General features: G+C 69.6%; 21 protein-coding genes. 12 read left to right on the top strand and 9 right to left on the bottom strand.

The features are described 5' to 3' along the window. Window positions 1-222: 222 nt before the first annotated feature. Window positions 223-435: a hypothetical protein gene (locus ACLQ29_RS04420; protein ID WP_425770326.1), complete on the top strand. Its 213-nt coding sequence runs from the start codon at window positions 223-225 to the stop codon at window positions 433-435. Between the two features lie 109 nt (window positions 436-544). On the opposite strand, the gene ACLQ29_RS04415 is transcribed toward ACLQ29_RS04420, so the two are convergent. The 5 genes from ACLQ29_RS04415 to ACLQ29_RS04395 all read right to left on the bottom strand — a co-directional run bounded on the left by ACLQ29_RS04415 (window position 545) and on the right by ACLQ29_RS04395 (window position 6,496). Then, window positions 545-2,287, bottom strand: a complete 1,743-nt coding sequence (locus ACLQ29_RS04415) for an ABC transporter substrate-binding protein (protein ID WP_425770325.1) — start codon at window positions 2,285-2,287, stop codon at window positions 545-547. Between the two features lie 157 nt (window positions 2,288-2,444). Beyond that, complete coding sequence (locus tag ACLQ29_RS04410; protein WP_425770324.1) at window positions 2,445-3,431, bottom strand: ABC transporter permease; 987 nt, start codon at window positions 3,429-3,431, stop codon at window positions 2,445-2,447. A 10-nt stretch (window positions 3,432-3,441) separates the two neighbouring features. Further along, on the bottom strand, window positions 3,442-4,449 hold the full coding sequence (locus tag ACLQ29_RS04405; protein ID WP_425770323.1) for an ABC transporter permease: 1,008 nt from the start codon (window positions 4,447-4,449) through the stop codon (window positions 3,442-3,444). Then, window positions 4,446-5,456, bottom strand: coding sequence for an ABC transporter ATP-binding protein (locus ACLQ29_RS04400; protein ID WP_425758910.1), 1,011 nt, complete (start codon window positions 5,454-5,456; stop codon window positions 4,446-4,448). The genes ACLQ29_RS04405 and ACLQ29_RS04400 overlap by 4 nt, the downstream gene beginning before the upstream one ends. Continuing rightward, window positions 5,453-6,496, bottom strand: coding sequence for an ABC transporter ATP-binding protein (locus ACLQ29_RS04395; RefSeq protein ID WP_425770321.1), 1,044 nt, complete (start codon window positions 6,494-6,496; stop codon window positions 5,453-5,455). Before ACLQ29_RS04395 ends, ACLQ29_RS04400 begins: the two co-directional genes overlap by 4 nt. A gap of 227 nt (window positions 6,497-6,723) precedes the next feature. Here ACLQ29_RS04395 and ACLQ29_RS04390 point away from each other — a divergent pair, with 227 nt between their 5' ends. From ACLQ29_RS04390 to ACLQ29_RS04365, 6 genes are all read left to right on the top strand, one after another. Then, window positions 6,724-7,272, top strand: coding sequence for a Uma2 family endonuclease (locus ACLQ29_RS04390; protein ID WP_425770320.1), 549 nt, complete (start codon window positions 6,724-6,726; stop codon window positions 7,270-7,272). A gap of 32 nt (window positions 7,273-7,304) precedes the next feature. Then, a complete protein-coding gene (locus tag ACLQ29_RS04385; protein ID WP_425770319.1) occupies window positions 7,305-8,741 on the top strand; it encodes a TldD/PmbA family protein in 1,437 nt (478 codons plus the stop codon). Window positions 8,742-8,799: 58 nt separating this feature from the next. Continuing rightward, a complete protein-coding gene (locus ACLQ29_RS04380; RefSeq protein WP_425770318.1) occupies window positions 8,800-10,206 on the top strand; it encodes a TldD/PmbA family protein in 1,407 nt (468 codons plus the stop codon). A gap of 241 nt (window positions 10,207-10,447) precedes the next feature. Then, the gene (locus ACLQ29_RS04375) at window positions 10,448-11,254 is read left to right on the top strand and encodes a hypothetical protein (protein WP_393372186.1); all 807 of its coding nucleotides are present in this window, start codon (window positions 10,448-10,450) and stop codon (window positions 11,252-11,254) included. Window positions 11,255-11,266: 12 nt separating this feature from the next. Next, window positions 11,267-13,195, top strand: coding sequence for a fumarate reductase/succinate dehydrogenase flavoprotein subunit (locus ACLQ29_RS04370; RefSeq protein ID WP_425770317.1), 1,929 nt, complete (start codon window positions 11,267-11,269; stop codon window positions 13,193-13,195). Continuing rightward, entirely contained in the window at window positions 13,192-14,256 is a 1,065-nt protein-coding gene (locus tag ACLQ29_RS04365; protein ID WP_425770316.1) for a succinate dehydrogenase/fumarate reductase iron-sulfur subunit, read from the top strand. The genes ACLQ29_RS04370 and ACLQ29_RS04365 overlap by 4 nt, the downstream gene beginning before the upstream one ends. A gap of 140 nt (window positions 14,257-14,396) precedes the next feature. Here the strand turns inward: ACLQ29_RS04365 and ACLQ29_RS04360 are convergent, their stop codons facing one another. Further along, window positions 14,397-14,837 (bottom strand): (deoxy)nucleoside triphosphate pyrophosphohydrolase, encoded by a 441-nt coding sequence (locus tag ACLQ29_RS04360; protein ID WP_425770315.1) that lies wholly within the window; start codon window positions 14,835-14,837, stop codon window positions 14,397-14,399. Window positions 14,838-15,020: 183 nt separating this feature from the next. On the opposite strand from ACLQ29_RS04360, the gene ACLQ29_RS04355 reads away from it, so the two are divergent. The 4 genes from ACLQ29_RS04355 (at window position 15,021) to ACLQ29_RS04340 (ending at window position 18,151) form a co-directional block, all read left to right on the top strand. Next, the gene (locus tag ACLQ29_RS04355) at window positions 15,021-15,329 is read left to right on the top strand and encodes a 4a-hydroxytetrahydrobiopterin dehydratase (protein ID WP_425770314.1); all 309 of its coding nucleotides are present in this window, start codon (window positions 15,021-15,023) and stop codon (window positions 15,327-15,329) included. A 51-nt stretch (window positions 15,330-15,380) separates the two neighbouring features. Continuing rightward, window positions 15,381-15,743 carry a PH domain-containing protein gene (locus tag ACLQ29_RS04350; RefSeq protein WP_355050625.1) on the top strand — a complete coding sequence of 121 codons (363 nt, stop codon included), beginning with the start codon at window positions 15,381-15,383 and terminating at the stop codon, window positions 15,741-15,743. 235 nt (window positions 15,744-15,978) lie between these two features. Next, window positions 15,979-16,710, top strand: coding sequence for a class I SAM-dependent methyltransferase (locus tag ACLQ29_RS04345; RefSeq protein WP_425770313.1), 732 nt, complete (start codon window positions 15,979-15,981; stop codon window positions 16,708-16,710). 169 nt (window positions 16,711-16,879) lie between these two features. Beyond that, window positions 16,880-18,151 carry an MFS transporter gene (locus tag ACLQ29_RS04340; RefSeq protein WP_425770312.1) on the top strand — a complete coding sequence of 424 codons (1,272 nt, stop codon included), beginning with the start codon at window positions 16,880-16,882 and terminating at the stop codon, window positions 18,149-18,151. Here the strand turns inward: ACLQ29_RS04340 and ACLQ29_RS04335 are convergent. From ACLQ29_RS04335 to ACLQ29_RS04325, 3 genes are read right to left on the bottom strand one after another with little or no spacing between them, the layout of a single operon-like run. Continuing rightward, window positions 18,135-18,578, bottom strand: a complete 444-nt coding sequence (locus ACLQ29_RS04335) for an SRPBCC family protein (RefSeq protein ID WP_425770311.1) — start codon at window positions 18,576-18,578, stop codon at window positions 18,135-18,137. The two genes, ACLQ29_RS04340 and ACLQ29_RS04335, sit on opposite strands and share 17 nt — an antisense overlap. A gap of 2 nt (window positions 18,579-18,580) precedes the next feature. Next, window positions 18,581-18,931 carry an ArsR/SmtB family transcription factor gene (locus ACLQ29_RS04330; RefSeq protein ID WP_425770310.1) on the bottom strand — a complete coding sequence of 117 codons (351 nt, stop codon included), beginning with the start codon at window positions 18,929-18,931 and terminating at the stop codon, window positions 18,581-18,583. Next, complete coding sequence (locus ACLQ29_RS04325) at window positions 18,928-19,386, bottom strand: SRPBCC domain-containing protein (protein ID WP_425770309.1); 459 nt, start codon at window positions 19,384-19,386, stop codon at window positions 18,928-18,930. Before ACLQ29_RS04325 ends, ACLQ29_RS04330 begins: the two co-directional genes overlap by 4 nt. A 115-nt stretch (window positions 19,387-19,501) precedes the next feature. On the opposite strand from ACLQ29_RS04325, the gene ACLQ29_RS04320 reads away from it, so the two are divergent. Then, window positions 19,502-19,876, top strand: a complete 375-nt coding sequence (locus ACLQ29_RS04320; RefSeq protein ID WP_425770308.1) for a VOC family protein — start codon at window positions 19,502-19,504, stop codon at window positions 19,874-19,876. Window positions 19,877-19,893: the final 17 nt, after the last annotated feature.

Genomic DNA, 19,893 nt, shown 5'->3' with positions numbered 1-19,893 from the left:
CGCGATGCGCCCTTCGGGGCACGTCCTGCGCCAGGCCCGCGACAGTCGTCCGAGGCGTCAGCAGAGCGGAATGGCCGCGCCGGGTGAACGGCCATCGACGCGAAGGTCGCCGAGGGCGGCAGCGAGCCGGGCCGTGCAACTGATTGTGCTTGAGCTGCGAGGCCCTCGGCGGCGCGAATGGGACGATCTCGCCGGCGTATTTGACCAACCCACCGACCCAGGATGGGCAGCAGATCGGGACCTCCTCGACAAGCCATCACCGACAGCTACGCGCGACTGGCTGCCCGCCTCGTCGAGATCGGCCGTCAGCCACGAGCCAGGGTGATGGACCTGCTCATCGCCGCAACCGCGCACGCTCATGACGCCGCCATCTACACCCGCAATGCCGACGACCTCGCCGGTCTCGAAGACCTCATCACGATCCACACAATTTGACCGCGTCCCGCCGAGGCAGCCGAATGAAACGGCAGTGCCGCACCGGGTAAAGCAGAAGGGTCCCCTCCCGACGACGCTGTCGGGAGGGGACCCTTGCCTGCGGTGCGAGTTACTGCTTGACGTACGCGTTCACGAACGACGGGTAGCCGAAGACGCTGGAGATGAAGATCCCGCCGGCCTTGGAGCCGTGCACGTTGTAGGCGACGTCGACGAAGAGCGGCACCACCGGCGCGTGCTCCTTCATGATCCGCTCGTCCAGCTTGGCCCACTCCGGGCCCTGATCGGCGGCGGGCATGGCCTGGATGCGGTCCATCTCGGTGTTGATCGCCGGGTCGTTGAAGTAGGACTGGTTGCTGTTGCCCTCGGCCTTGATGGTGCGGCCGTCGTAGAGCACCGGCAGGATCGACGCCCCGCTCGGCCAGTCCGCCGCCCAGTTACCGATGTACAGGTCCCAGGGGTTGTCCTTCTTCTTGATCTCGTCGAGCTTCGCGTCGTCGGAGATGTTCCGCAGCGTGATCTTGAAGCCGGCGCGCTCCAGGTTGGCCTTGAGCTGGGCGCCCTGCTGCTGCTCGGTCGAGTTGTCGGCGACACCGAGGACCAGCTCCGGCGTCTTGCCGCCGAGCAGTTCCTTGGCCTTGTCGACGTTGCCGTTGGCGCCCGCCGGGTACGCGTCGTACGCCTTGTAGCCGATGGTGGCCGACGGCATCAGCGTGGTCAGCGGCGCGGCGACGGTCTGCCCGCCCATCGCCTTGATGAAGCCCTCGCGGTCGATGGCGTAGTTGAGCGCCTGCCGGACCTTCAGGTCGGTGACCCGCTGGTTGTTGATGACGAGCTGGTTGGCGCTCGGGGTCGGCGACAGAATCGTCCGGGACTTGAGCGCGGTGTCCCCGGCCACCTTGGCGACAAGCGAGGCGGGCACGGTGTTGAAGGCGAGCGCGCTCTGGTCGGCGCCGTTGTCGGCGATCACCCGGTTGTTGGCGGCGTCCGCGGTCGGGCCGAAGCTCCAGACGAACTGGTCCGGGTACTGGTGCCGGACCGGGTCGGTCTTCGCGTCCCAGTTGGGGTTGCGGTCCAGGGTGAGCTGCACGCCCACCTGGTTCTTGGCGACCTTGTACGGCCCGGACGAGAACGGCTGCTTGTCCAGGTCGACGCCTGTGTCCTTGTCGGCGGGCAGCGGCGCGGTGGTCGGCAGCGAGACCGCGAACGGCAGGTCACACCGGGGCTTGGCGAACTCGAAACGCAGCGTCTTGGCGTCCGGAGTGCTCAGGCCGGGCGGCAGCGACGTCTTGTTCTTCTTGAAGTCCCACTTGGTGTCGAACTGCGGGGTGTCGGCCAGCCACTCCTGGATGTAGGTGGGGCCGCCGGAGAGGTCCGGGTCGAAGGACCTGGCGATGCCGTACGCGATCTCCTTGGCGGTGATCGGTCGGCCGTCCTCGAACTTCACCCCGTCCTTGACGGTGAATTCCCAGACCTTGCAGTCGTTGTTGACGTTTTTACCCGGCGTCTCGGCCAGGTCGCCGACGAGGACCAGGCCGCCCTTGCCGTCGTCCTTCCAGGTGGTCAGGTAGCGGGCGAAGAGCGGGTTGGTCATCAGACCGGCGAACGAGTACGTCCGCTGCGGGTCCAGGTGGGAGATCGGCGACTCCCGGATGATGGTGAAGGTGCCGCCCTTCGCGGCGCCGCTCACCTCGGCCGCCGGCCCCTGCGAGTCCTTGGGGTCGGTCGCGATGACCCCGGTCTGCTGCCGGTCGGTGTCCACGGTGGTGCCCTCGCCCGTGTTCTTCGAGCACGCACCCAATGCCACCACCAGAGCGATCGCGCCGCCCGCGGCGGCCACCACGCGTGGTCTCATGAAGTACCTCCTTCACCCATGTGCCGTGCGTTTCGTCGGGGCGAGAACCGCCGACGTCCCGAGGATCGTAAGGAAGAAAAACTACAAGTTGTGTAACAGTTGTCGATAAATTTCGCCAGCAGCCACGCCCTGGGCAGCGGCCGGTGCAGCGGCCGGGTCAGCGCAGCCGCACCCGGGGGTCGATGGCCGCGTAGAGCAGGTCCACAAGCACGTTCGCCAGCACCACGAAGACGGCCGCGATCAGCACGGTGGCCATGATGGTGGGCAGGTCGCCCGAGCGCACCGCGTCCACCGCCGTACGCCCCAACCCCTGGATGCCGAACGTCGTCTCCGTGATCACCGTGCCGCCCAGCGCCCCGCCCACGTCCAGCCCCGCGATGGTCACCACCGGGGTGATCGCCGCGCGCAGCGCGTGCCTCCCGTACACAGTGGGTTTGGCCAGGCCCTTGGCCCGCGCGGTCCGGACGAAGTCCTCCGAGAGCGTCTCCAACATCTGCGCCCGGGACAGCCGGGCGTAGATGGCCGAGAAGAGGAAGGCCAGCGCCACCCAGGCGAGCACCAACCCGCTGGCCCACTTCGCCGGGTTGTCGAAGATCGAGGTGTAGCTGGGCACCGGCAGCAGCCGCAGGTTGTAGACGAAGACCAGCAGCAGCACCGCGCCCACGAAATAGAGCTGCAAGGAGGCGCCGGTCAGCGAGAAGCCGATGGCCAGGCGGTCCAGCCAGGTGCCGCGCCGCAACGCGGAGACCATGCCGAGGCCGACCCCGAGCAGCAGCCAGAGGATCGCCGCCGGGATCACGATGCTCAGCGTCACCGGCAGCACCCGGGCGATGGTGTCGGAGACGGCCTCGTTTGTGACGTACGACCAGCCCAGGCAGGGCGCGTCACACCTGCCACCCTGGGCGCTGCCCAGGTCCCGACCGGTGACGATGCCCTTCATGTAACCGGCGTACTGGCTGACCAGCGGGTCGTTCAGACCAAGGTCGTCGCGGACCCGCTCCAGCCGCTCCGGGTTGCAGTTCTTCGAGCAGATGCTGCTGACCGGGTCGCGCGGCAGGGCGAAGAACATCAGGAAGGTCAGCACGCTCACCGCGAACAGGGTCAGCGTGGCGGAGAAGAGCCGCTTGATCAGGAACCGTGACATGAGCCCACCCCTACCGGGACGACTTCGGGTCGAGCGCGTCCCGCAACGCGTCGCCGAAGAGGTTGAAGGCGAACACCAGCGCGAAGATCATGATGCCCGGGAAGAACACGTAGGCCGGGTCGGTCTGGAGGAAGTCCAGACTGTCGTAGATCATCCGGCCGAAGCTCGGCGTCTCGTCGCTGAGACCGACACCGATGAACGACAGCGCGGCCTCGCTGGTGATGAACTGCGGCACCGCCAGGGAGAACGACACCAGGATCGGCGCCCAGATGTTGGGCAGCAGTTGCCGGAAGAGCATGTGCCCCAGCCCGGCCCCGCTGGCCCGGGCCGCCTCCACGAACTCCCGCTCGCGCAGCGCGATCACCTGCCCCCGGACCAGCCGTGCCGTGCTGGTCCAGCCGAAGATGGCGAACACGGCGATCAGCACGCCGATCCCGAAGGCGGACGACACCTGCCCCCGCTCACCGTAGAAGCGCAGCGTGACGGTGGGGGTGAGCGCCAACGCGATGATCAGGAAGGGCATGGCCAGGGTCAGGTCGGTGATCCAGTTGATCACCGCGTCGAGCCAGCCGCCGAGGTAGCCGGCGAGCGCGCCCAGCGCGACCCCGATCGTCGCGGTGATCAGCGCCGCCGCGAACGCGATGAACAGCGACGTCCGCAACCCGTAGATCAACCGGATGAAGATGTCCCGACCCAGGTTCGGCTCCAGGCCGAACCAGTGGTCCCCGGTGACGCCGCCGGCGTAGCCCAGTGGCATGCCGAAGCCGTCCAGCAGGTTCTGGAACTGTGTCCGCGGCCCGACGCCGTAGGCCATCTCGATCAGCGGGGCGGCCAACCCCAACAGCAGGAAGAAGACCAGGAGTACGCCGCTGACCACGGCTGTCCGGTCGCGACGCAGTCGCATCCAGGCGAGTTGACCGGGTGAGCGGCCGACGACGCCCTTCACGGCGGGCGTGTTCGCGTCCGGGTCGGACTCGATCTCGGCCAGCGCCACACCCTCCACCGGGGACAGGCTCACGGCGACACCTCCTCGACGACCTCCGCAGCCGACTCCGCCGACTCGGGGAAGTGACACGCGGTGGCCTGCCGGCCGCCGTCGCGCGGGACCAGCGCCGGCTCCTCGCTCGCGCAGATGTCCTGCGCCTTCCAACACCGGGTCCGAAAGCGGCAGCCCGACGGCGGATCGAGCGGGGTGGGCACGTCACCGGTCAGCCGGATCCGGCCCGCCGGCCCGAGCTGGGTGACGTCCGGGATCGCCGAGAGCAGCGCCCGGGTGTACGGGTGCTGGGGGCGTTCGTAGATGTCCGCGCGGTCGCCGATCTCCACGATCCGACCCAGGTACATGACCGCGACCCGCTGACTGAAGTGCCGGATCACGGCCAGGTCGTGCGCGATGAACACGAACGCCAGGCCCAGCTCCCGTTGCAGGTCGCGCAGCAGGTTGACGACCTGCGCCTGGATCGAGACGTCAAGCGCGGAGACCGGCTCGTCGGCGACGATCAGCTTGGGCCGCAGGGCCAGCGCGCGGGCGATGCCGATGCGCTGACGTTGACCGCCGGAGAACTCGTGCGGGTACCTGTTGTAGTGCTCCGGGTTCAACCCGACCAGTTCCAGCAGCTCCCGCACCCGGGCCTTGATCCCACCCGGCGGCTTGATCCCGTTGACCTGCAACGGCATCGCCACGATCCGGCCGACGGTGTGCCGGGGATTCAACGAGGCGTACGGGTCCTGGAAGATGATCTGGAGTTCCTGGCGCAGCGGGCGCAACTCCCGCCGGCCGGCGTGGGTGATGTCCCGCCCGGCGAACTCGATGCTGCCGCTCGTCGGCTCCAACAGCCGCACCAGCATCCGGCCGGTGGTGGTCTTGCCGCAGCCCGACTCCCCCACCAGGCCGAGCGTCTCGCCGGGGCGCACGTCGAAGTCGAGCCCGTCCACCGCCCGCACCTGGCCGGTGGCGCGCAGCCCCTGGCGTACCGGGAAGTGCTTGGTCAGCCCGCGTACCCGCAGCAGTGGTTCGTCGGTCATCGGGCCACCCCCACGGATGCGACGTCCTCGGCGTAGAACGTGGCGCGCTCCTCGGCGCTCAGGTGGCAGGCGACCAGATGGCCGTCGGCCCCGGCCGCCCGCAGCTCCGGCACCTCACTGCGGGACCGGCTGCCGACCCGGTCCGCGTACCGGCAGCGAGGATGGAACGCGCAGCCGGACGGCAGGTTGATCAGGCTGGGCGGGTTGCCGGGGATCGGCACCAGGTCCGCGTCCGCGTCGCCGTGCAGCGACGGCACGCTGGAGAGCAACCCCCAGGTGTACGGATGCTGCGGCGCCCGGAGCACCTGCTCGACGCTGCCCCGCTCGACGGCACGCCCGCCGTACATGACCAGCACGTCGTCGGCGACCTGGCCGACCACGCCGAGATCGTGGGTGATCAGGATGATCGCGGAGTGGAACTCGGCCTGAAGGTCGGCGAGCAGGTCCAGGATCTGCGCCTGCACGGTGACGTCCAGCGCGGTGGTCGGCTCGTCGGCGATCAGCAGCGCCGGGTCGTTGACCAGGGACATCGCGATCATCGCCCGTTGCCGCATGCCGCCGGAGAACTCGTGCGGGTACTGGTCGAAGCGGCGGGCCGGCTGCGGAATGCCGACCCGGTCCAGCATGTCCACCGCCCGCTGGCGGGCCTCGCGCCGGTTGGCCTTCGGGTGGTGCACCCGGTACGCCTCGGCGATCTGCCGGCCCACCGTGTAGTACGGGTGCAGCGCCGACAGTGGATCCTGGAAGATCATCGCCATGTCCCGGCCGCGCAGCCGGCGTACCTCCTCGTCCGGCAGGCCGACCAGCTCCCGGCCACCGACGGAGATCTCCCCGGTGATGGTGGCCCGTTTGGGGTCGTGCAGGCCGAGAATGGCCAGCGAGGTGACGCTCTTACCGGAGCCCGACTCGCCCACGATGCCGAGGGTGCGGCCCCGCTCGACGGCGAACGACACCCCGTCGACCGCGCGCACCACGCCATCCTCGGTGTCGAACCGGACCCGCAGGTCACGCACCCGCAGGTAGGCATCCGAACTGTCCACGGCCGCCTCCCTCAGTGACGAAGAGAACTTACATGAAAGTCCTGAGGGTGAAAATAAGCTACAAAGCCGGCACGTGTCAGCGGGCCCGAGCGTAACGAGTCCGCATCGGCCCCGCACCCCCGCAACCTCCCCATCCACACCCGTTCATGGCCCTGATCGCACGTCAAGTGCGATCATTGGACGAGCAGCCAGCAGAGGATGACGGCGGCACGAGGTGGAGGTGACCCATGACCGCGGCAGTGTTCGATCACGAAGGTCCGTGGACCGAAGAGGAGTTCCTCGCCCTCGGCGAGACGCAGGATCGCGTCGAACTCTTCGACTGGAGCCTCCACGTGACCCCAGGACCCACCCCACGACACCAACGAATCTCCCGCAAGCTCGGCAACATCCTGGAAGCAGCGGCGGAGGCGGCCGACCTTGAGCTGTTGGAGGCAGTGAACGTCCGGCTCCGGCCAGGTCGGATACCGATTCCCGATCTCGTCGTCACCAACGCGATCGATCTCGACGAGCCCAACATCGAATCGGCTGATGTCCGGCTGGTCTGCGAAATCATCTCGCCGAGCAATGCATCCACCGACAAAGTCCTCAAGATGCATTACTACGCGGCGGCTGGCATCGAGTGGTATCTGTTGGTCGAGCAGGGGACGGGTGCGATGCGCCTTTACCAGCGGCAGGGCGGCCACTACGTGGAGAGGGCAACGACGAAGCGCGGCGAGGTTCTGGAACTGACCGAGCCGGTGCGGGCCACGATCCGACCGGAGGACCTCGTCCCCTGACGGGTGTCGGTCGGCTGGCCTAGGGTCGGTCCATGACCGAGTTCGACGCGGCCAGCGCCGCCGTCCAGGCAGCCCTCGACGCGGGGGCTCGGTACGCCGACGCGCGGGTGATGCACCGCCGCTACGAGTCGATGACCGCGCGAAACGGTGACGTGGAGGAGCTGACCCAGGACGAGAGCATCGGGCTCGGTGTCCGGGCGCTCGTCGGTGCGAGTTGGGGCTTCCACGCCGTACCCGATCTCTCGGACGCCGCCGCCCGCGACGCCGGCCGGCGCGCGACGCGGACCGCCATGGCGAGCGCGCGGGTGCCGGGCCCGCCCGTCGACCTGGTCCCGGCGCAGGCGGTCACCGCGAGCTGGGCCTCCGGCTGCGAGATCGACCCGCTCGGGGTGCCCCTGTCGGACAAGGGCGACCTGCTGGTCGGCGCGACCCGCACGATGGCCGAGCACGGCGCCGACCTGGCCGAGGGCCTCTACCAGATCTGGGACACCGCGAAGTGGTTCGTCTCCAGCGAGGGCCACCGGATCGACCAGCGGATCCGCGAGTGCGGCGGCGGCATCTCCGCCACCTCGATCGGCGCCGGGGAGACGCAGCGCCGGTCCTGGCCCAGCTACCGGGGGCAGTACGGGACCACCGGCTGGGAGCTTGTCGAGTCGCTGGACCTGGCCGCACACGCCGCGCAGATCGCCGAGGAGTCGCGGGCGCTGCTCACCGCGCCGCTCTGCCCGGCCGGCGAGACCGATCTGATCCTCGGCGGTGAGCAGTTGGCCCTGCAGATCCACGAGTCGGTCGGGCACGCCATCGAGCTGGACCGGATCCTCGGCTGGGAGGCGGCGTTCGCCGGCACGTCCTGGCTGGACCTGGCCCAGCTCGGTTCGCTGCGCTACGGCTCGGAGCTGATGAACATCACGATCGATCCGACCATCCCCGGCGCGCTGGGCAGCTTCGGTTTCGACGACGAGGGCTCCCCGGCGGTCAAGCGGGACGCGGTCCGCGACGGTCGCTGGGTGGGGGTGCTGGCCGGCCGGGACTCCGCGGCCATGGCCAGCCTCGACTACGGCGGCAGCGTACGCGCCGACGGGTGGGCCCGACTGCCGATGGTGCGGATGACGAACGTCGGTCTGGAACCCGGCCCGCACACGCTGGAAGAGATCATCGCGGCGACCGACGACGGTGTGCTGATGGACCTCAACCGGTCCTGGTCGATCGACGACAAGCGGCTCAACTTCCAGTTCGGCTGCGAGGTCGGCTGGGAGATCAAGAAGGGGCGGCGGGGGCGGATGCTGCGCAATCCCACGTACACCGGGATCGGCCCGCTCTTCTGGCGCTCGATGGACATGCTCTCCGGCGAGACGGTCTCCTGGGGCACACCCAACTGCGGCAAGGGCCAGCCCGGCCAGATCGGGCACACCGGCCACCCGGCCGCGCCGGCCCGCTTCCGCAACGTCCGAGTGGGGGTGTCAGCGTGAGCGCGAGGAGTGAGCCGGGTTTGCGAGCCCCGCAGTCGCGAACGAAAGGCGGCCCAGCGTGAGCGCGAGCAGTGAGGTGGAGCTGGCCGGGCAGGTCATCGAGCTGGTCCGCCGCCTCGGTAGGTCGGGGGCGCAGGCCGAGGTGGTGGTGACACGGGCGGACCTGGCGCTGACCCGGTTCGCCAACTCGGCCATCCACCAGAACGTCGCGGAGTCGACAGTCGGGGTCCGGCTGCGGCTGCACGTCGACGGTCGGACCGCCGCCGGCAGCGGCAGCGTGGTCACCGCCGACGGGCTGAGCGCGCTTGTCGAGCGCACCCTGGTCGCGGCGCGGCTCTGCCCGCCCGACCCGGGCTGGCCGGGCCTGGCCCCGCCGGCGCCCACGCCGGCCGCGCCGGCGGTCGACGAGGCCACCGCGCACGCCGAGCCGGATCAGCGGGCCGACCGGGTCGGCGCTTTCGTGGCCGCCGCCGGGGGCCTCCGCACGGCCGGCTACTGCCGTACCGCGCACCGCTCGTCGGCGTACGCCAACTCGGTGGGGCACACGGCCTCCGGCCGCTCGGCGGAGGCGGCGATGGACGGCATCGCGCGTCTCGACGGCGCGGACGGGGTGGCCCGACGCCACGCCGACCGACTCGCCGACCTCGACGGCGCCGAGCTGGGCGCGCAGGCGGCGGCGAAGGCCCAGGCGGCGGCCGACCCGGTCGAGCTGCCACCGGGGCGCTACGAGGTGGTGTTCGAGCCGGCCGCCGTGGCGGACCTGTTGCAGAACCTCTCCTGGTACGGCTTCAACGGCAAGCGGTACGCCGAGCGGCAGTCGTTCGCCGAGCCGGGCACGGCCCAGTTCGACCGGGCGGTGACCCTGGTGGACGACCCACTCGGCGCGTCGGGGCTGCCGTTCGACGCGGAGGGCACCGGTCGGCGGGCGCTGACCCTGGTCGAGGCGGGCATCACCCGGGCGGTGGCGCACGACCGGCGGACGGCCGACGCGGCGGGTGCGCAGTCCACCGGGCACGCGGTCGCGGGTGGAGCCACCTGGGGGCCGATGGCCCGCAACCTGCGGCTGTCCGGCGCGACGGCCGGCCCGGTCAGCGCGACCGGCCGGACAACCTCCGGTGGGGCGGCCGGCGCGGTGGTCGACGCGGACACCGCGGCGCTTGTCGCCGGCGTACGCCGAGGGTTGCTGGTCACCGACCTGTGGTACACCCGGGTGCTCGACCCGAAGAGCCTCGTCGTCACCGGGCTGACCCGCAACGGTGTCTGGCTCATCGAGGACGGCACGGTCGTACGGGCGGTCCGTGACCTGCGGTTCACCGAGTCCTATCCGCGCGCGCTCGGGCCCGGGGCGGTGCTCGGGCTGGGCGCGCGGGTGATGCGTCAACCGGATCGGGTGGACGGTGCGTGGTGGGCGGCCCCCTCGCTGCGACTGGCGTCCTGGCATTTCACCGGGGGTGCCTCGGGATGATCGCGGCGGTCCGCCGCCGGCCGGCGGCGCGAGGCTTTTCCGCAGGCCAGACACACGGGACACTCCCTTGCGCGGACGGCTCGCAGAGATCGGCGTAACGTGTGTCACTTAGCTGCGTCGGTCGATCCGGCGTGGTCGAAGGTGTGCGCAGGACGTGGCAGCGGGTGCGGGTTCGCCGGTCCGCGTGCCGACCGGAGAAAGATCAGCCCGCCCGTACGGGCCCGTCGAGGAGACGACTCGAATGACTTCAACGGCAACGAAGCCGCGGGGAGCGCGGGCGCGCGCCGCGATCGCGGCGAAGACGTTGCGTACCGACCGCTGGTGGTTCGCCCCGCTGATCACCGTGATCGGGCTCAGCGCCTGGGTCGCGTACGCGACGGTCCGGGTCTTCATGCACAAGTGGTACTGGGTGGACCAGTTCCACTACCTGACCCCGTTCTACTCCCCGTGCGTGACCGACAGGTGCGTCGAGGAAGCCTCGCACTTCGGCCGGTTCCTGCCCGGCTGGTGGGTCATCCCGGATGCCGCGCTGACCCTGCCGTTCCTGCTCCTGTTCCGGCTCACCTGCTACTACTACCGCAAGGCCTACTACCGGTCGTTCTGGCTGTCGCCGCCGGCCTGCGCCGTCCCGGACGGCCACAAGGAGTACGCCGGTGAGACCCGCTTCCCGCTGCTCGGTCAGAACCTGCACCGCTACTTCTTCTACGCCGCCGCGATCATCTCGCTGATCAACACCTGGGACGCGATCCTCGCCTTCCACTCGCCCAAGGGCTTCGGCTTCGGGCTGGGCAACATCATCCTGCTGCTCAACGTGGTGATGCTCTGGGCGTACACGATCTCCTGCCACTCCTGCCGGCACATCATCGGCGGCCGGCTCAAGCACTTCTCCAAGCACCCGGTGCGGTACAAGGCCTGGACTGTCGTCTCGGCGTTGAACGTCCGACACATGCAGCTCGCCTGGATCACCCTCGGCACCCTGGCGCTTGCCGACTTCTACATCATGGCGCTCGCGGCCGGCTGGTTCTCCGACCTGCGGTTCATCAACTAAAGGGCCCCTGACATGACCACTACCACTCGCATCGAACGACACCACTACGACGTCGTCGTCATCGGGGCCGGCGGCGCCGGTCTGCGCGCGGCGATCGAGGCCCGGCTCGCCGGCAAGAAGACCGCGATCATCTCCAAGTCGCTCTTCGGCAAGGCGCACACGGTGATGGCCGAGGGCGGCGCGGCAGCCGCCATGGGCAACGTGAACAGCCGGGACAACTGGCAGGTGCACTTCCGCGACACCATGCGCGGCGGCAAGTTCCTCAACAACTTCCGGATGGCCGAGCTGCACGCGAAGGAGTCGCCGCAGCGGATCTGGGAGCTGGAGACGTACGGTGCGCTCTTCGACCGCACCAAGGACGGCAAGATCTCGCAGCGCAACTTCGGTGGCCACGAGTACCCGCGCCTGGCGCACGTCGGCGACCGGACCGGCCTGGAGCTGATCCGCACCCTCCAGCAGAAGATCGTCTCGCTGCAGCAGGAGGACCAGCGGGAGTTCGGCTCGTACGACGCCCGGATCAAGGTGTTCTCCGAGACCACGATCACCGAGCTGCTGCTCGACGGTGACCGGGTCGCCGGCGCGTTCGGCTACTACCGCGAGTCCGGTGAGTTCATCCTCTTCGAGGCGCCGGCCGTCGTGCTCGCCACCGGTGGCGTCGGACGCTCCTACAAGGTCACCTCGAACTCGTGGGAGTACACCGGGGACGGGCACGCGTTGGCGCTGCGCGCCGGGGCAACACTGATCAACATGGAGTTCCTCCAGTTCCACCCGACCGGCATGGTCTGGCCGCCCTCGGTGAAGGGCATCCTGGTCACCGAGTCGGTGCGTGGCGACGGTGGCGTCCTGAAGAACTCCGAGGGCAAGCGGTTCATGTTCGACTACGTCCCCGACGTCTTCCGCAAGCAGTACGCGGAGACCGAGGAGGAGGCGGACCGCTGGTACACCGACCCGGACAACAACAGGCGTCCGCCGGAGCTGCTGCCCCGCGACGAGGTGGCCCGCGCGATCAACAGTGAGGTCAAGGCCGGTCGGGGCTCCCCCGCCGGTGGCGTCTTCCTGGACATCGCGAGCCGGCGTTCGGCCGACGAGATCCGCCGGCGGCTGCCGTCGATGTACCACCAGTTCAAGGAGCTGGCCGACGTCGACATCACCGCCGAGCCGATGGAGGTCGGGCCGACCTGCCACTACGTGATGGGCGGCGTGGAGGTGGACCCGGACTCGGGTGCCGCCTTCGGCCACGTACGCGGGCTGTTCGCCGCCGGTGAGGTCTCCGGCGGTATGCACGGCTCCAACCGGCTGGGCGGCAACTCCCTGTCCGACCTGCTGGTCTTCGGCAAGCGGGCGGGCGGGCACGCGGCAAGCTACGCCGACGGGCTCGCCGCCCGTCCGAAGGTGCCGGTGGACGCGGTCGAGGCAGCCGTGGAGACCGCCCTGGCCCCGCTGCAACGGGACACCGGCGAGAGCCCGTACACCCTTCAGCAGGACCTCCAGGTGGTCATGGGCGATCTGGTGGGCATCATCCGCCGCGAGGGCGAGCTGGCCGACGCGCTGGCGCGGCTGGCCGAGCTGCGCGAGCGGGTCGCGAAGGTCAGCGCGTTCGGCGGCCGGCGCTACAACCCGGGCTGGCACCTCGCGCTGGACCTGCGCAACATGCTCGTGGTCTCGGAGTGCACCGCTAAGGCGGCGCTGGAGCGGCAGGAGTCGCGCGGCGGGCACACCCGGGAGGACTATCCGGCGATGGAGCCGAAGTGGCGGCAGGTCAACCTGGTCTGCTCGCTGGACGGCGACAGCGTACGGCTCACCCGTAAGCCGCTGCCGAAGATGCGGCCGGAGCTGATCGGCCTCTTCGACCGTGCGGAGCTGGCCAAGTACCTCACCGACGAGGAGTTGGCCGACTTCGACGCCCTCCTCGCCGACGCTGGAGAGGCGGACAACCGATGAGCGCGAAGCGTCAGTTCCGGATCTGGCGGGGCGACGAGACCGGCGGGGACCTGCAGGACTACATGGTGGAGGTGAACGAGGGCGAGGTGGTCCTCGACGTCATCCACCGCCTCCAGGCCACCGACGCGCCGGACCTGGCCTGCCGGTGGAACTGCAAGGCCGGCAAGTGCGGCTCCTGCTCCATGGAGATCAACGGCAAGCCGCGGTTGGGCTGCATGACCCGGATGTCGACGTTCGGCGACGAGGAGACCGTCACGGTCACCCCGCTGCGGACGTTCCCGGTCATCCGGGACCTGGTCACCGACGTCTCGTTCAACTACGAGAAGGCACGGGAGACCCCGGCGTTCGCCCCGCCGGCGGACGTGGCTCCGGGTGACTACCGGATGCAGCAGGTCGACGTCGAGCGCTCGCAGGAGTTTCGCAAGTGCATCGAGTGCTTCCTGTGCCAGACGGTCTGCCACGTGATCCGCGATCACGACGAGAACAAGCAGGCGTTCTCCGGCCCGCGATACTTCATCCGGGCGGCCGAGCTGGACATGCACCCACTGGACAGCCGGACCGACCGCAAGGAGTACGCGCAGGCCGAACAGGGCCTCGGATTCTGCAACATCACCAAGTGCTGCACCGAGGTCTGCCCCGAGCACATCAAGATCACTGATAACGGGATCATCCCCATGAAGGAACGGGTCGTCGACCGCAGGTACGATCCCCTTGTGTGGCTTGGTAGCAAGATCTTCCGTCGGGGCGAGACTCCCCAGACCAGCGTGACCACCGCCCGTCAGGGCTCGACGACGTCGGGCTCGGCCCGGAGCGGGGTGCACTCGCACGCGGGTGGTTCCCACGACCCACGCGCCGAGGCACAGGCGCAGAGTGGCGTGAACTGGGACCGGGAGGTGCCCCACCCGACCGCTCCGGCGGTGGACGACCGGGGCAAGCTGCCGCTGACCGAGCTCACCTTCGACCGGGCCGCCGCGCCGTCGCCCTTCGGTGACGACGTGACCTTCCCGCTGCCCCCGGAGCACCTCAACTTCGCACACCCCGACCAGGACAAGCACCACTAAAACCCGCAACGACGACGGGGGCCGCGGCTATCGCCGCGGCCCCCGTCCCACTTCAAGCGTCGATCATGACGTTGACGGGTCCCTCAGGCCTCAACCGACCCGTCAACCTCATGATCAACCGGCGAACGGAGGGGCTGGAGTTAGGGGGTTTTGAGGAGCCGGCGGAGGGCGGCCACGATGGGGGTGTCGGCGGGGAGCCAGGTGACCGAGTCCAGCTCGTCGGCCGTGAGCCAGCGCAGCGCCTTGTGTTCCAGCGCCTGGGGCTCGTCGCCGTGGAGCAGGCGGGCGGCGTACACCTTGAGCACCGAACGGCCGTGCGCCATCCGTACGTTGCGGCCGACCCGATCGCCGATCTCTACGCGTACGGCCAGTTCCTCGGCGCACTCCCGGACCAGCGCGTCGGTCTCGGCCTCCCCCGGCTCGACCTTCCCGCCGGGAAACTCCCACATTCCGGCCACCTCGGGCGGGGCGGCACGCGCACAGGCGAGCACCCGCCCGTCCCGGATGATCGCCGCGCCGACGATCACCTTCAGGTCCCGTCGTTCGGTCTGCCCGCCGCCATTCGCCCGTTCGGTCCGCACGGGCGTCCAGGGTGCCAGATCAATCGGCGGTTTGGGTACCGTAGCCGTCCGCTAGGCCAACAGAACACGGAAGTGTGGGCGTGGACACGTCTTCCGAGCGGCGACAGACTAGAGGACACCGACAAGACACGGGATGGCGACGATTTGGCCACGAGCCGACAACGGCGCTTGGGGGGTGCGGTGATGCGCGTGCTGTTCAACAGCAGGGCCAAGCAGGACTACCTCTCCGACGCGTTGACCCTGTTAGCTGGTTGGACGCGCGAGGGCGAGCAGATCCGACGGACGCTCGCGATCGACGATACCCAACACGCCGCCCTAACTGAACGGGTCAAGGTCGTCGCGGACGCGCTGCACCTGCGCCCCGAGATCAGCCGCCTGCCCGACCGGACCCAGATCCGGGTCGGGCACGGCAACGGCGACCCGTTGACCGAGGGTGAGGTCCTGTTGGCCGCCCGCATCGAGGACGCGTACCGGGCGGTCACCGAGTCCTGATGCCCCGTCGCCCTCGCCGGGCGCTGGCATCGGTTTTCTAGCCTTGGACACATGGCGAACATCGCGTACGACCGCAAGGAGCAGGTCCAGCAGATCGAGAGCGGCCTCCTCGACGGTGAGCAGATCATCGCCGTCTACGACGCGGTCGGCACCGGCACCGGGTTCATCGGGCTGACGGACCGTCGCGTGATCATCCAGGACCGCTCCTTCGTCGGGAAGCGGTACGCGATCACCAGCATCCCGTACTCGAAGATCACCAGCGTGAGCGTGGTCAGCAACAAGTCCTGGGGTGGCTCGTTCTTCTCCACCGGGGCGATCGCCATCCACGTGGGGACGCACACCTACGAGGTGGAGTTCCGTGGCGCGCAGAAGAGCCACCACGTGCACAACGTGATCCTGCACCACATCTCCTGACCGCCCGACCGTCGTCGGCCCGGCACGGCGTATATGCCTTGCCAGGCCGCGGCCGTCTCTGGTCTGCTCGGTCCACAGCCGCGCGAGAGGAGCAGCCACCATGCCGAACACGACGAAGTCCCTCCGACCGAACGTCATCCGACCTGAGGAATCGAGGCTTCGTGAGCAGCTCTGCTCCGACTCCCGTGGCGCGGGAGCGCGCCACTGACCCCCTGACCAACCCCGGAGGCCGCTGATGTCGGTCTTCGACGATCCCGGCCTCTTCGGCCGGCTGTGGGCCGCCGGCTACGACAGCCCAGGCAACCCCGACCCGGTGCCAGCGGTGGACTTCCTGGCCGATCTGGCCGATGGTGGGCCGGTTCTCGAGTTGGCCATCGGCACCGGCCGGGTCGCGCTGCCGCTGGCCGAGCGCGGTCTCGACGTGCACGGTGTCGAGGCGTCCGAGGAGATGCTGGCGCAGCTGCGGGCCAAGCCCGGTGGCGACCGGATCCCGGTGGTCGTCGCCGACATGGCGGACGTACCGGTGACGGGTGAGTTCCGGCTCGCGTACCTGGTCTTCAACACACTGTTCAACCTGGTGGACGCCGAGCGGCAGGCGGACTGTTTCCGCAACGTCGCCCGGGTGCTGTCGCCGGGTGGGGCGTTCGTCATCGAGACGTTCGTGCCCGACCCGCGCAACTTCGACGCCCACGAGCAGGTGCAGGTCTGGGGCGTCACCGAGGACTCCGCGACGATAAGGCTGCATCGGTACGACCGACCGGCGCAGTCCTTCATCCGGCAGACCATCACCTTCGACGCCGACGGTGTGCACCTGAAGCCGTTCGCCATGCGGTACGCCTGGCCGCACCAGATCGACGAGATGGCGCAGCGGGCGGGGCTCCGGCTCACCGAGCGGTACGCCGACTGGCACCGGCAGCCGTTCACCGCCGAGAGTTCATCGCACATCTCCGTCTATCGGGCGGAGTAACAGCGGCTGGTCGACTCCGGTTCCAGGAATCCGGGGTGTCAAGGTCCCCTTGACCCCCCGACGTCAAGGAACCGGAGTCGATCTCCGCCGCCACCCCTTCGCCCCGGGCTGATTCTGCTGTTGGCAGTCTTTGTTGATCCGCGCGGCCAGCGCCGGGTCAACTGGCCAGATGACAGCCCGTTTCCCGCGCTCCTCGCCGTACTGGCCGGTGGTCAGTCACCCGCAACTCCGGCGCGTCCTACCCGGGCTCGCCGTGTCCGCGTTGGGCGACGGCATGGCGGTGATGGCGGTGATCTGGCTCGCCAGCGACCTCGCCCCGCCCGATCAGCGCGAGACCTCGATCGCGCTGGCCATGGCCGCGTACACCGTGCCGAGCGCGGTCGGGACTGTCGTCTTCGGCCGGCTGCTGCGTGGGCGCGGCGGCGCCCAACTCGCCGGGTGGGACGCGATCCTGCGGGCGTGCGCGCTCGCGGCGATCCCGCTCGCCCACCTCGCCGGTGTGCTCACCATCGGGCTGTACGTGGTCCTGCTGGCCGCGTCAGCCCTGCTGCACTCGTGGGGCTCGGCCGGACGGTTCACCCTGATCGCCGAGCTGCTGCCGCAGCGCCACCACCTGCCCGCCAACGCGGTGCTCGGCACCATCGGCGGGTTCGCCACGATCGTCGGCCCACCACTGGCGGGCATCCTGATCGGTTGGGCGGGGCCGGTGTGGGTCATCGCCATCGACGCCGCCACCTTCGCCGCGCTGGCCCTCACGTACCGCCTCGCCCTTCCCACCAGCGACGAGGCCCCGCGGGCCGAGCGCGGCGCTTCGCGGACCGCCGGCCTCGCGGTCATCCGCCGCAACCCCGCCCTGCTGGGCCTCCTGGTGTTGAGCCTCGGGTTCTTCTTCCTCTTCGGACCGGTGTACGTGGCCATGCCGATGCACATCAAAGACGACAGGCACGCCTCGGCGACGCTGCTCGGCATCTTCTTCACCGCCTTCGGCGTCGGCGGTCTCGTCGGCGGCCTGGTCGCCGGTTACCTCCGCCGCTGGCCGCTGCGGGTCACCACCATCGGCATCGTCGTCGGGTTCGGGATCGCCATGCTGCCTCTCGGCCTGGGCGCGCCGCTCGTCGTGTCGTTGCCGGCCTTCGCCCTGGCGGGACTGATCTGGGCGCCGTACATGTCCACCTCGATGGCGCTGTTCCAGCGCAGCACGTCGACCGAGCAACTGCCGGCGGTGCTCGCCGCGAACGGCGCCGTCCTCGTGCTGGCGGTGCCCCTGGGCACCATGCTGGGCGGGCCACTCGTGGGTGCCGTGGGCGCGCGCCCGACGATGCTGCTCTGCGCCGTGGCGATCGTGGCACTCGGCCTGGTCGCCGGAGGGTTCGCGCTCTCCCGGCGGAGCGCGCGAACCCCCGTCGGGCCGACCGTCACCGAGGTCAGTGCCCGTCGCTGATCTGCACGTCGTCGGGTGCCGGCCGGCCGCGCCCGGTCTCCACGAGCGCCTTGAGACTCAGCAGGAACGTCGCCCACTTGGTGCTGCACTGGTGCATCAGCTCGGTCGGCTCGCGCCAACCCTCGTGGGTGAACTGGACGATCGTGAAATCGCCACGTTCGTCGAGACGCCAGCCGATCTCGGTGCCGATCCATTCCGTCGGGCCGTCGGTGACCCGCCACCGCACCCGGCCGGCCGGGTCCAGCGCAAGGATCTCCAGGTCGAACCCGGGGTCGTCGCCGAACCGGACGGCCAACCGCCCGCCGACCTCGCTCTTGCCTGTCGTGTCGACCGACCACCAGCCGGCAACGCCCTCGGGAGTTGCCACCGCCCGGTAGACGTCGTCGAGCGGAGCGACGACGCCGACCTGGTGCAGGATGTTGACCATTGTCATTCTCCTTCGTCCTCGTGGCGGTTGCGCTCGATCGCCTCGGCGATGCGCTTGATCCGGCGCAGCCGTGCGTCCCAGGTGGCGCCCACCGCCGACAACTGCGCGACGGCTCGCGCGAGCTGCGCCTCGTCGACCTGGTAATGACGCTCGCGACCGGCCGACTCGGCGTGGATCAGGCCGACCCGGTCCAGGACGGCCAGGTGCTTCGCGACGGCCTGCCGGGTGACGGGTAGCCGCCGGCTCAGCGACGTCGCGGTGCCCGGCCCGTCGGAGAGCAGAAGATCGATCATCGTACGACGGGTGGGGTCACCGATCGCCGACCACAACTCGTCGTCGACAGCGGTGCTCACGGCGTGGCGACCAGCCGTGCGACGTACCCGCCCAGCCTGGGCAGGTAGTGGTCCCAGCCGTTCTCGTGGTCCTGGTACTGCGCCTCCAGGACGGCGACCTCCCAGCCCATCTCGCGGAACCCGGTCTCGGTCATCCGGATCTGCGTGCCCGTGCCGGTGGGCGTCAGGTCGAAGGTGACGAGCAGCGCCGGCCCACCGCGGTCCGGCTCGGTGAAGCACCACCGGAAGGAGAATCGCTTCGGCGGGTCGACCTCGACGACGGCGAGCACGACGGTCGTCGTCTCGCCGGTGTCGGCGTTGCGCCACACCAGTTCGCCGGGCGCGCCGGCGACCGAGTCGAACCGGGCGTCGTCGGGCCACCACTCCCGCATGTGCTCGGGCCGGCTGACCACCTCGAAGACCACCTCGGGTGACGCGTCGACGTGGATGTCGCGTTCGATGGTTCCCTGTTCCATGCGCCCCAACCTTTCGCAACCTTTGGTTGCACCTAACCTACGACAGCCTCGCCCCTCGCGCAACCATTCGTTGCACGTCGGGTCTCCGTCGTACCCGGGGCGCACAATGCCGTGCATGTCTGAGCCATCGCCGCACCGGCACCACGCCATCGACTACGTCGAGTTCACGGTGACAAACCTCGCCGAGGCCAAGCGCTTCTACGCCGACGCGTTCGGCTGGCAGTTCACCGACTACGGCCCCGGGTACGCGGGCATCCGCAACCCGCTCGGCGACTCCGCCCCCGAGGTCGGCGGCCTCCGCCTGGACCAGGACGTCCGGGTGGGCGGCCCGCTGGTTCTGCTCTACTCACACGACCTGGACCGATCCGTGCAGGCCGTGAAGGAGGCCGGCGGCCAGGTGGTGAAGGGACCGTACGAGTTTCCCGGTGGCCGCCGGTTCCACTTCACCGACCCCAGTGGCAACGAGCTGGGCGCCTGGGCCGAGCGGTAACCGTGTCCGGGTCTCGC

Source organism: Micromonospora sp. DT228, assembly GCF_049841595.1.
GTDB lineage: Bacteria > Actinomycetota > Actinomycetes > Mycobacteriales > Micromonosporaceae > Micromonospora.
This window is presented reverse-complemented; position numbering and strand designations above follow the sequence as displayed.

Coding starts and splice junctions, on each gene's coding strand:
- ACLQ29_RS04340 (WP_425770312.1), top strand. CDS start 16,880: ATGACAGCCCGTTTCCCGCGCTCCTCGCCGTACTGGCCGGTGGTCAGT.
- ACLQ29_RS04350 (WP_355050625.1), top strand. CDS start 15,381: ATGGCGAACATCGCGTACGACCGCAAGGAGCAGGTCCAGCAGATCGAG.
- ACLQ29_RS04420 (WP_425770326.1), top strand. CDS start 223: ATGGGCAGCAGATCGGGACCTCCTCGACAAGCCATCACCGACAGCTAC.
- ACLQ29_RS04410 (WP_425770324.1), bottom strand. CDS start 3,431: ATGTCACGGTTCCTGATCAAGCGGCTCTTCTCCGCCACGCTGACCCTG.
- ACLQ29_RS04400 (WP_425758910.1), bottom strand. CDS start 5,456: ATGACCGACGAACCACTGCTGCGGGTACGCGGGCTGACCAAGCACTTC.
- ACLQ29_RS04320 (WP_425770308.1), top strand. CDS start 19,502: ATGTCTGAGCCATCGCCGCACCGGCACCACGCCATCGACTACGTCGAG.
- ACLQ29_RS04385 (WP_425770319.1), top strand. CDS start 7,305: ATGACCGAGTTCGACGCGGCCAGCGCCGCCGTCCAGGCAGCCCTCGAC.
- ACLQ29_RS04390 (WP_425770320.1), top strand. CDS start 6,724: ATGACCGCGGCAGTGTTCGATCACGAAGGTCCGTGGACCGAAGAGGAG.
- ACLQ29_RS04325 (WP_425770309.1), bottom strand. CDS start 19,386: ATGGAACAGGGAACCATCGAACGCGACATCCACGTCGACGCGTCACCC.
- ACLQ29_RS04415 (WP_425770325.1), bottom strand. CDS start 2,287: ATGAGACCACGCGTGGTGGCCGCCGCGGGCGGCGCGATCGCTCTGGTG.
- ACLQ29_RS04335 (WP_425770311.1), bottom strand. CDS start 18,578: ATGGTCAACATCCTGCACCAGGTCGGCGTCGTCGCTCCGCTCGACGAC.
- ACLQ29_RS04365 (WP_425770316.1), top strand. CDS start 13,192: ATGAGCGCGAAGCGTCAGTTCCGGATCTGGCGGGGCGACGAGACCGGC.
- ACLQ29_RS04375 (WP_393372186.1), top strand. CDS start 10,448: ATGACTTCAACGGCAACGAAGCCGCGGGGAGCGCGGGCGCGCGCCGCG.
- ACLQ29_RS04345 (WP_425770313.1), top strand. CDS start 15,979: ATGTCGGTCTTCGACGATCCCGGCCTCTTCGGCCGGCTGTGGGCCGCC.
- ACLQ29_RS04355 (WP_425770314.1), top strand. CDS start 15,021: ATGCGCGTGCTGTTCAACAGCAGGGCCAAGCAGGACTACCTCTCCGAC.
- ACLQ29_RS04370 (WP_425770317.1), top strand. CDS start 11,267: ATGACCACTACCACTCGCATCGAACGACACCACTACGACGTCGTCGTC.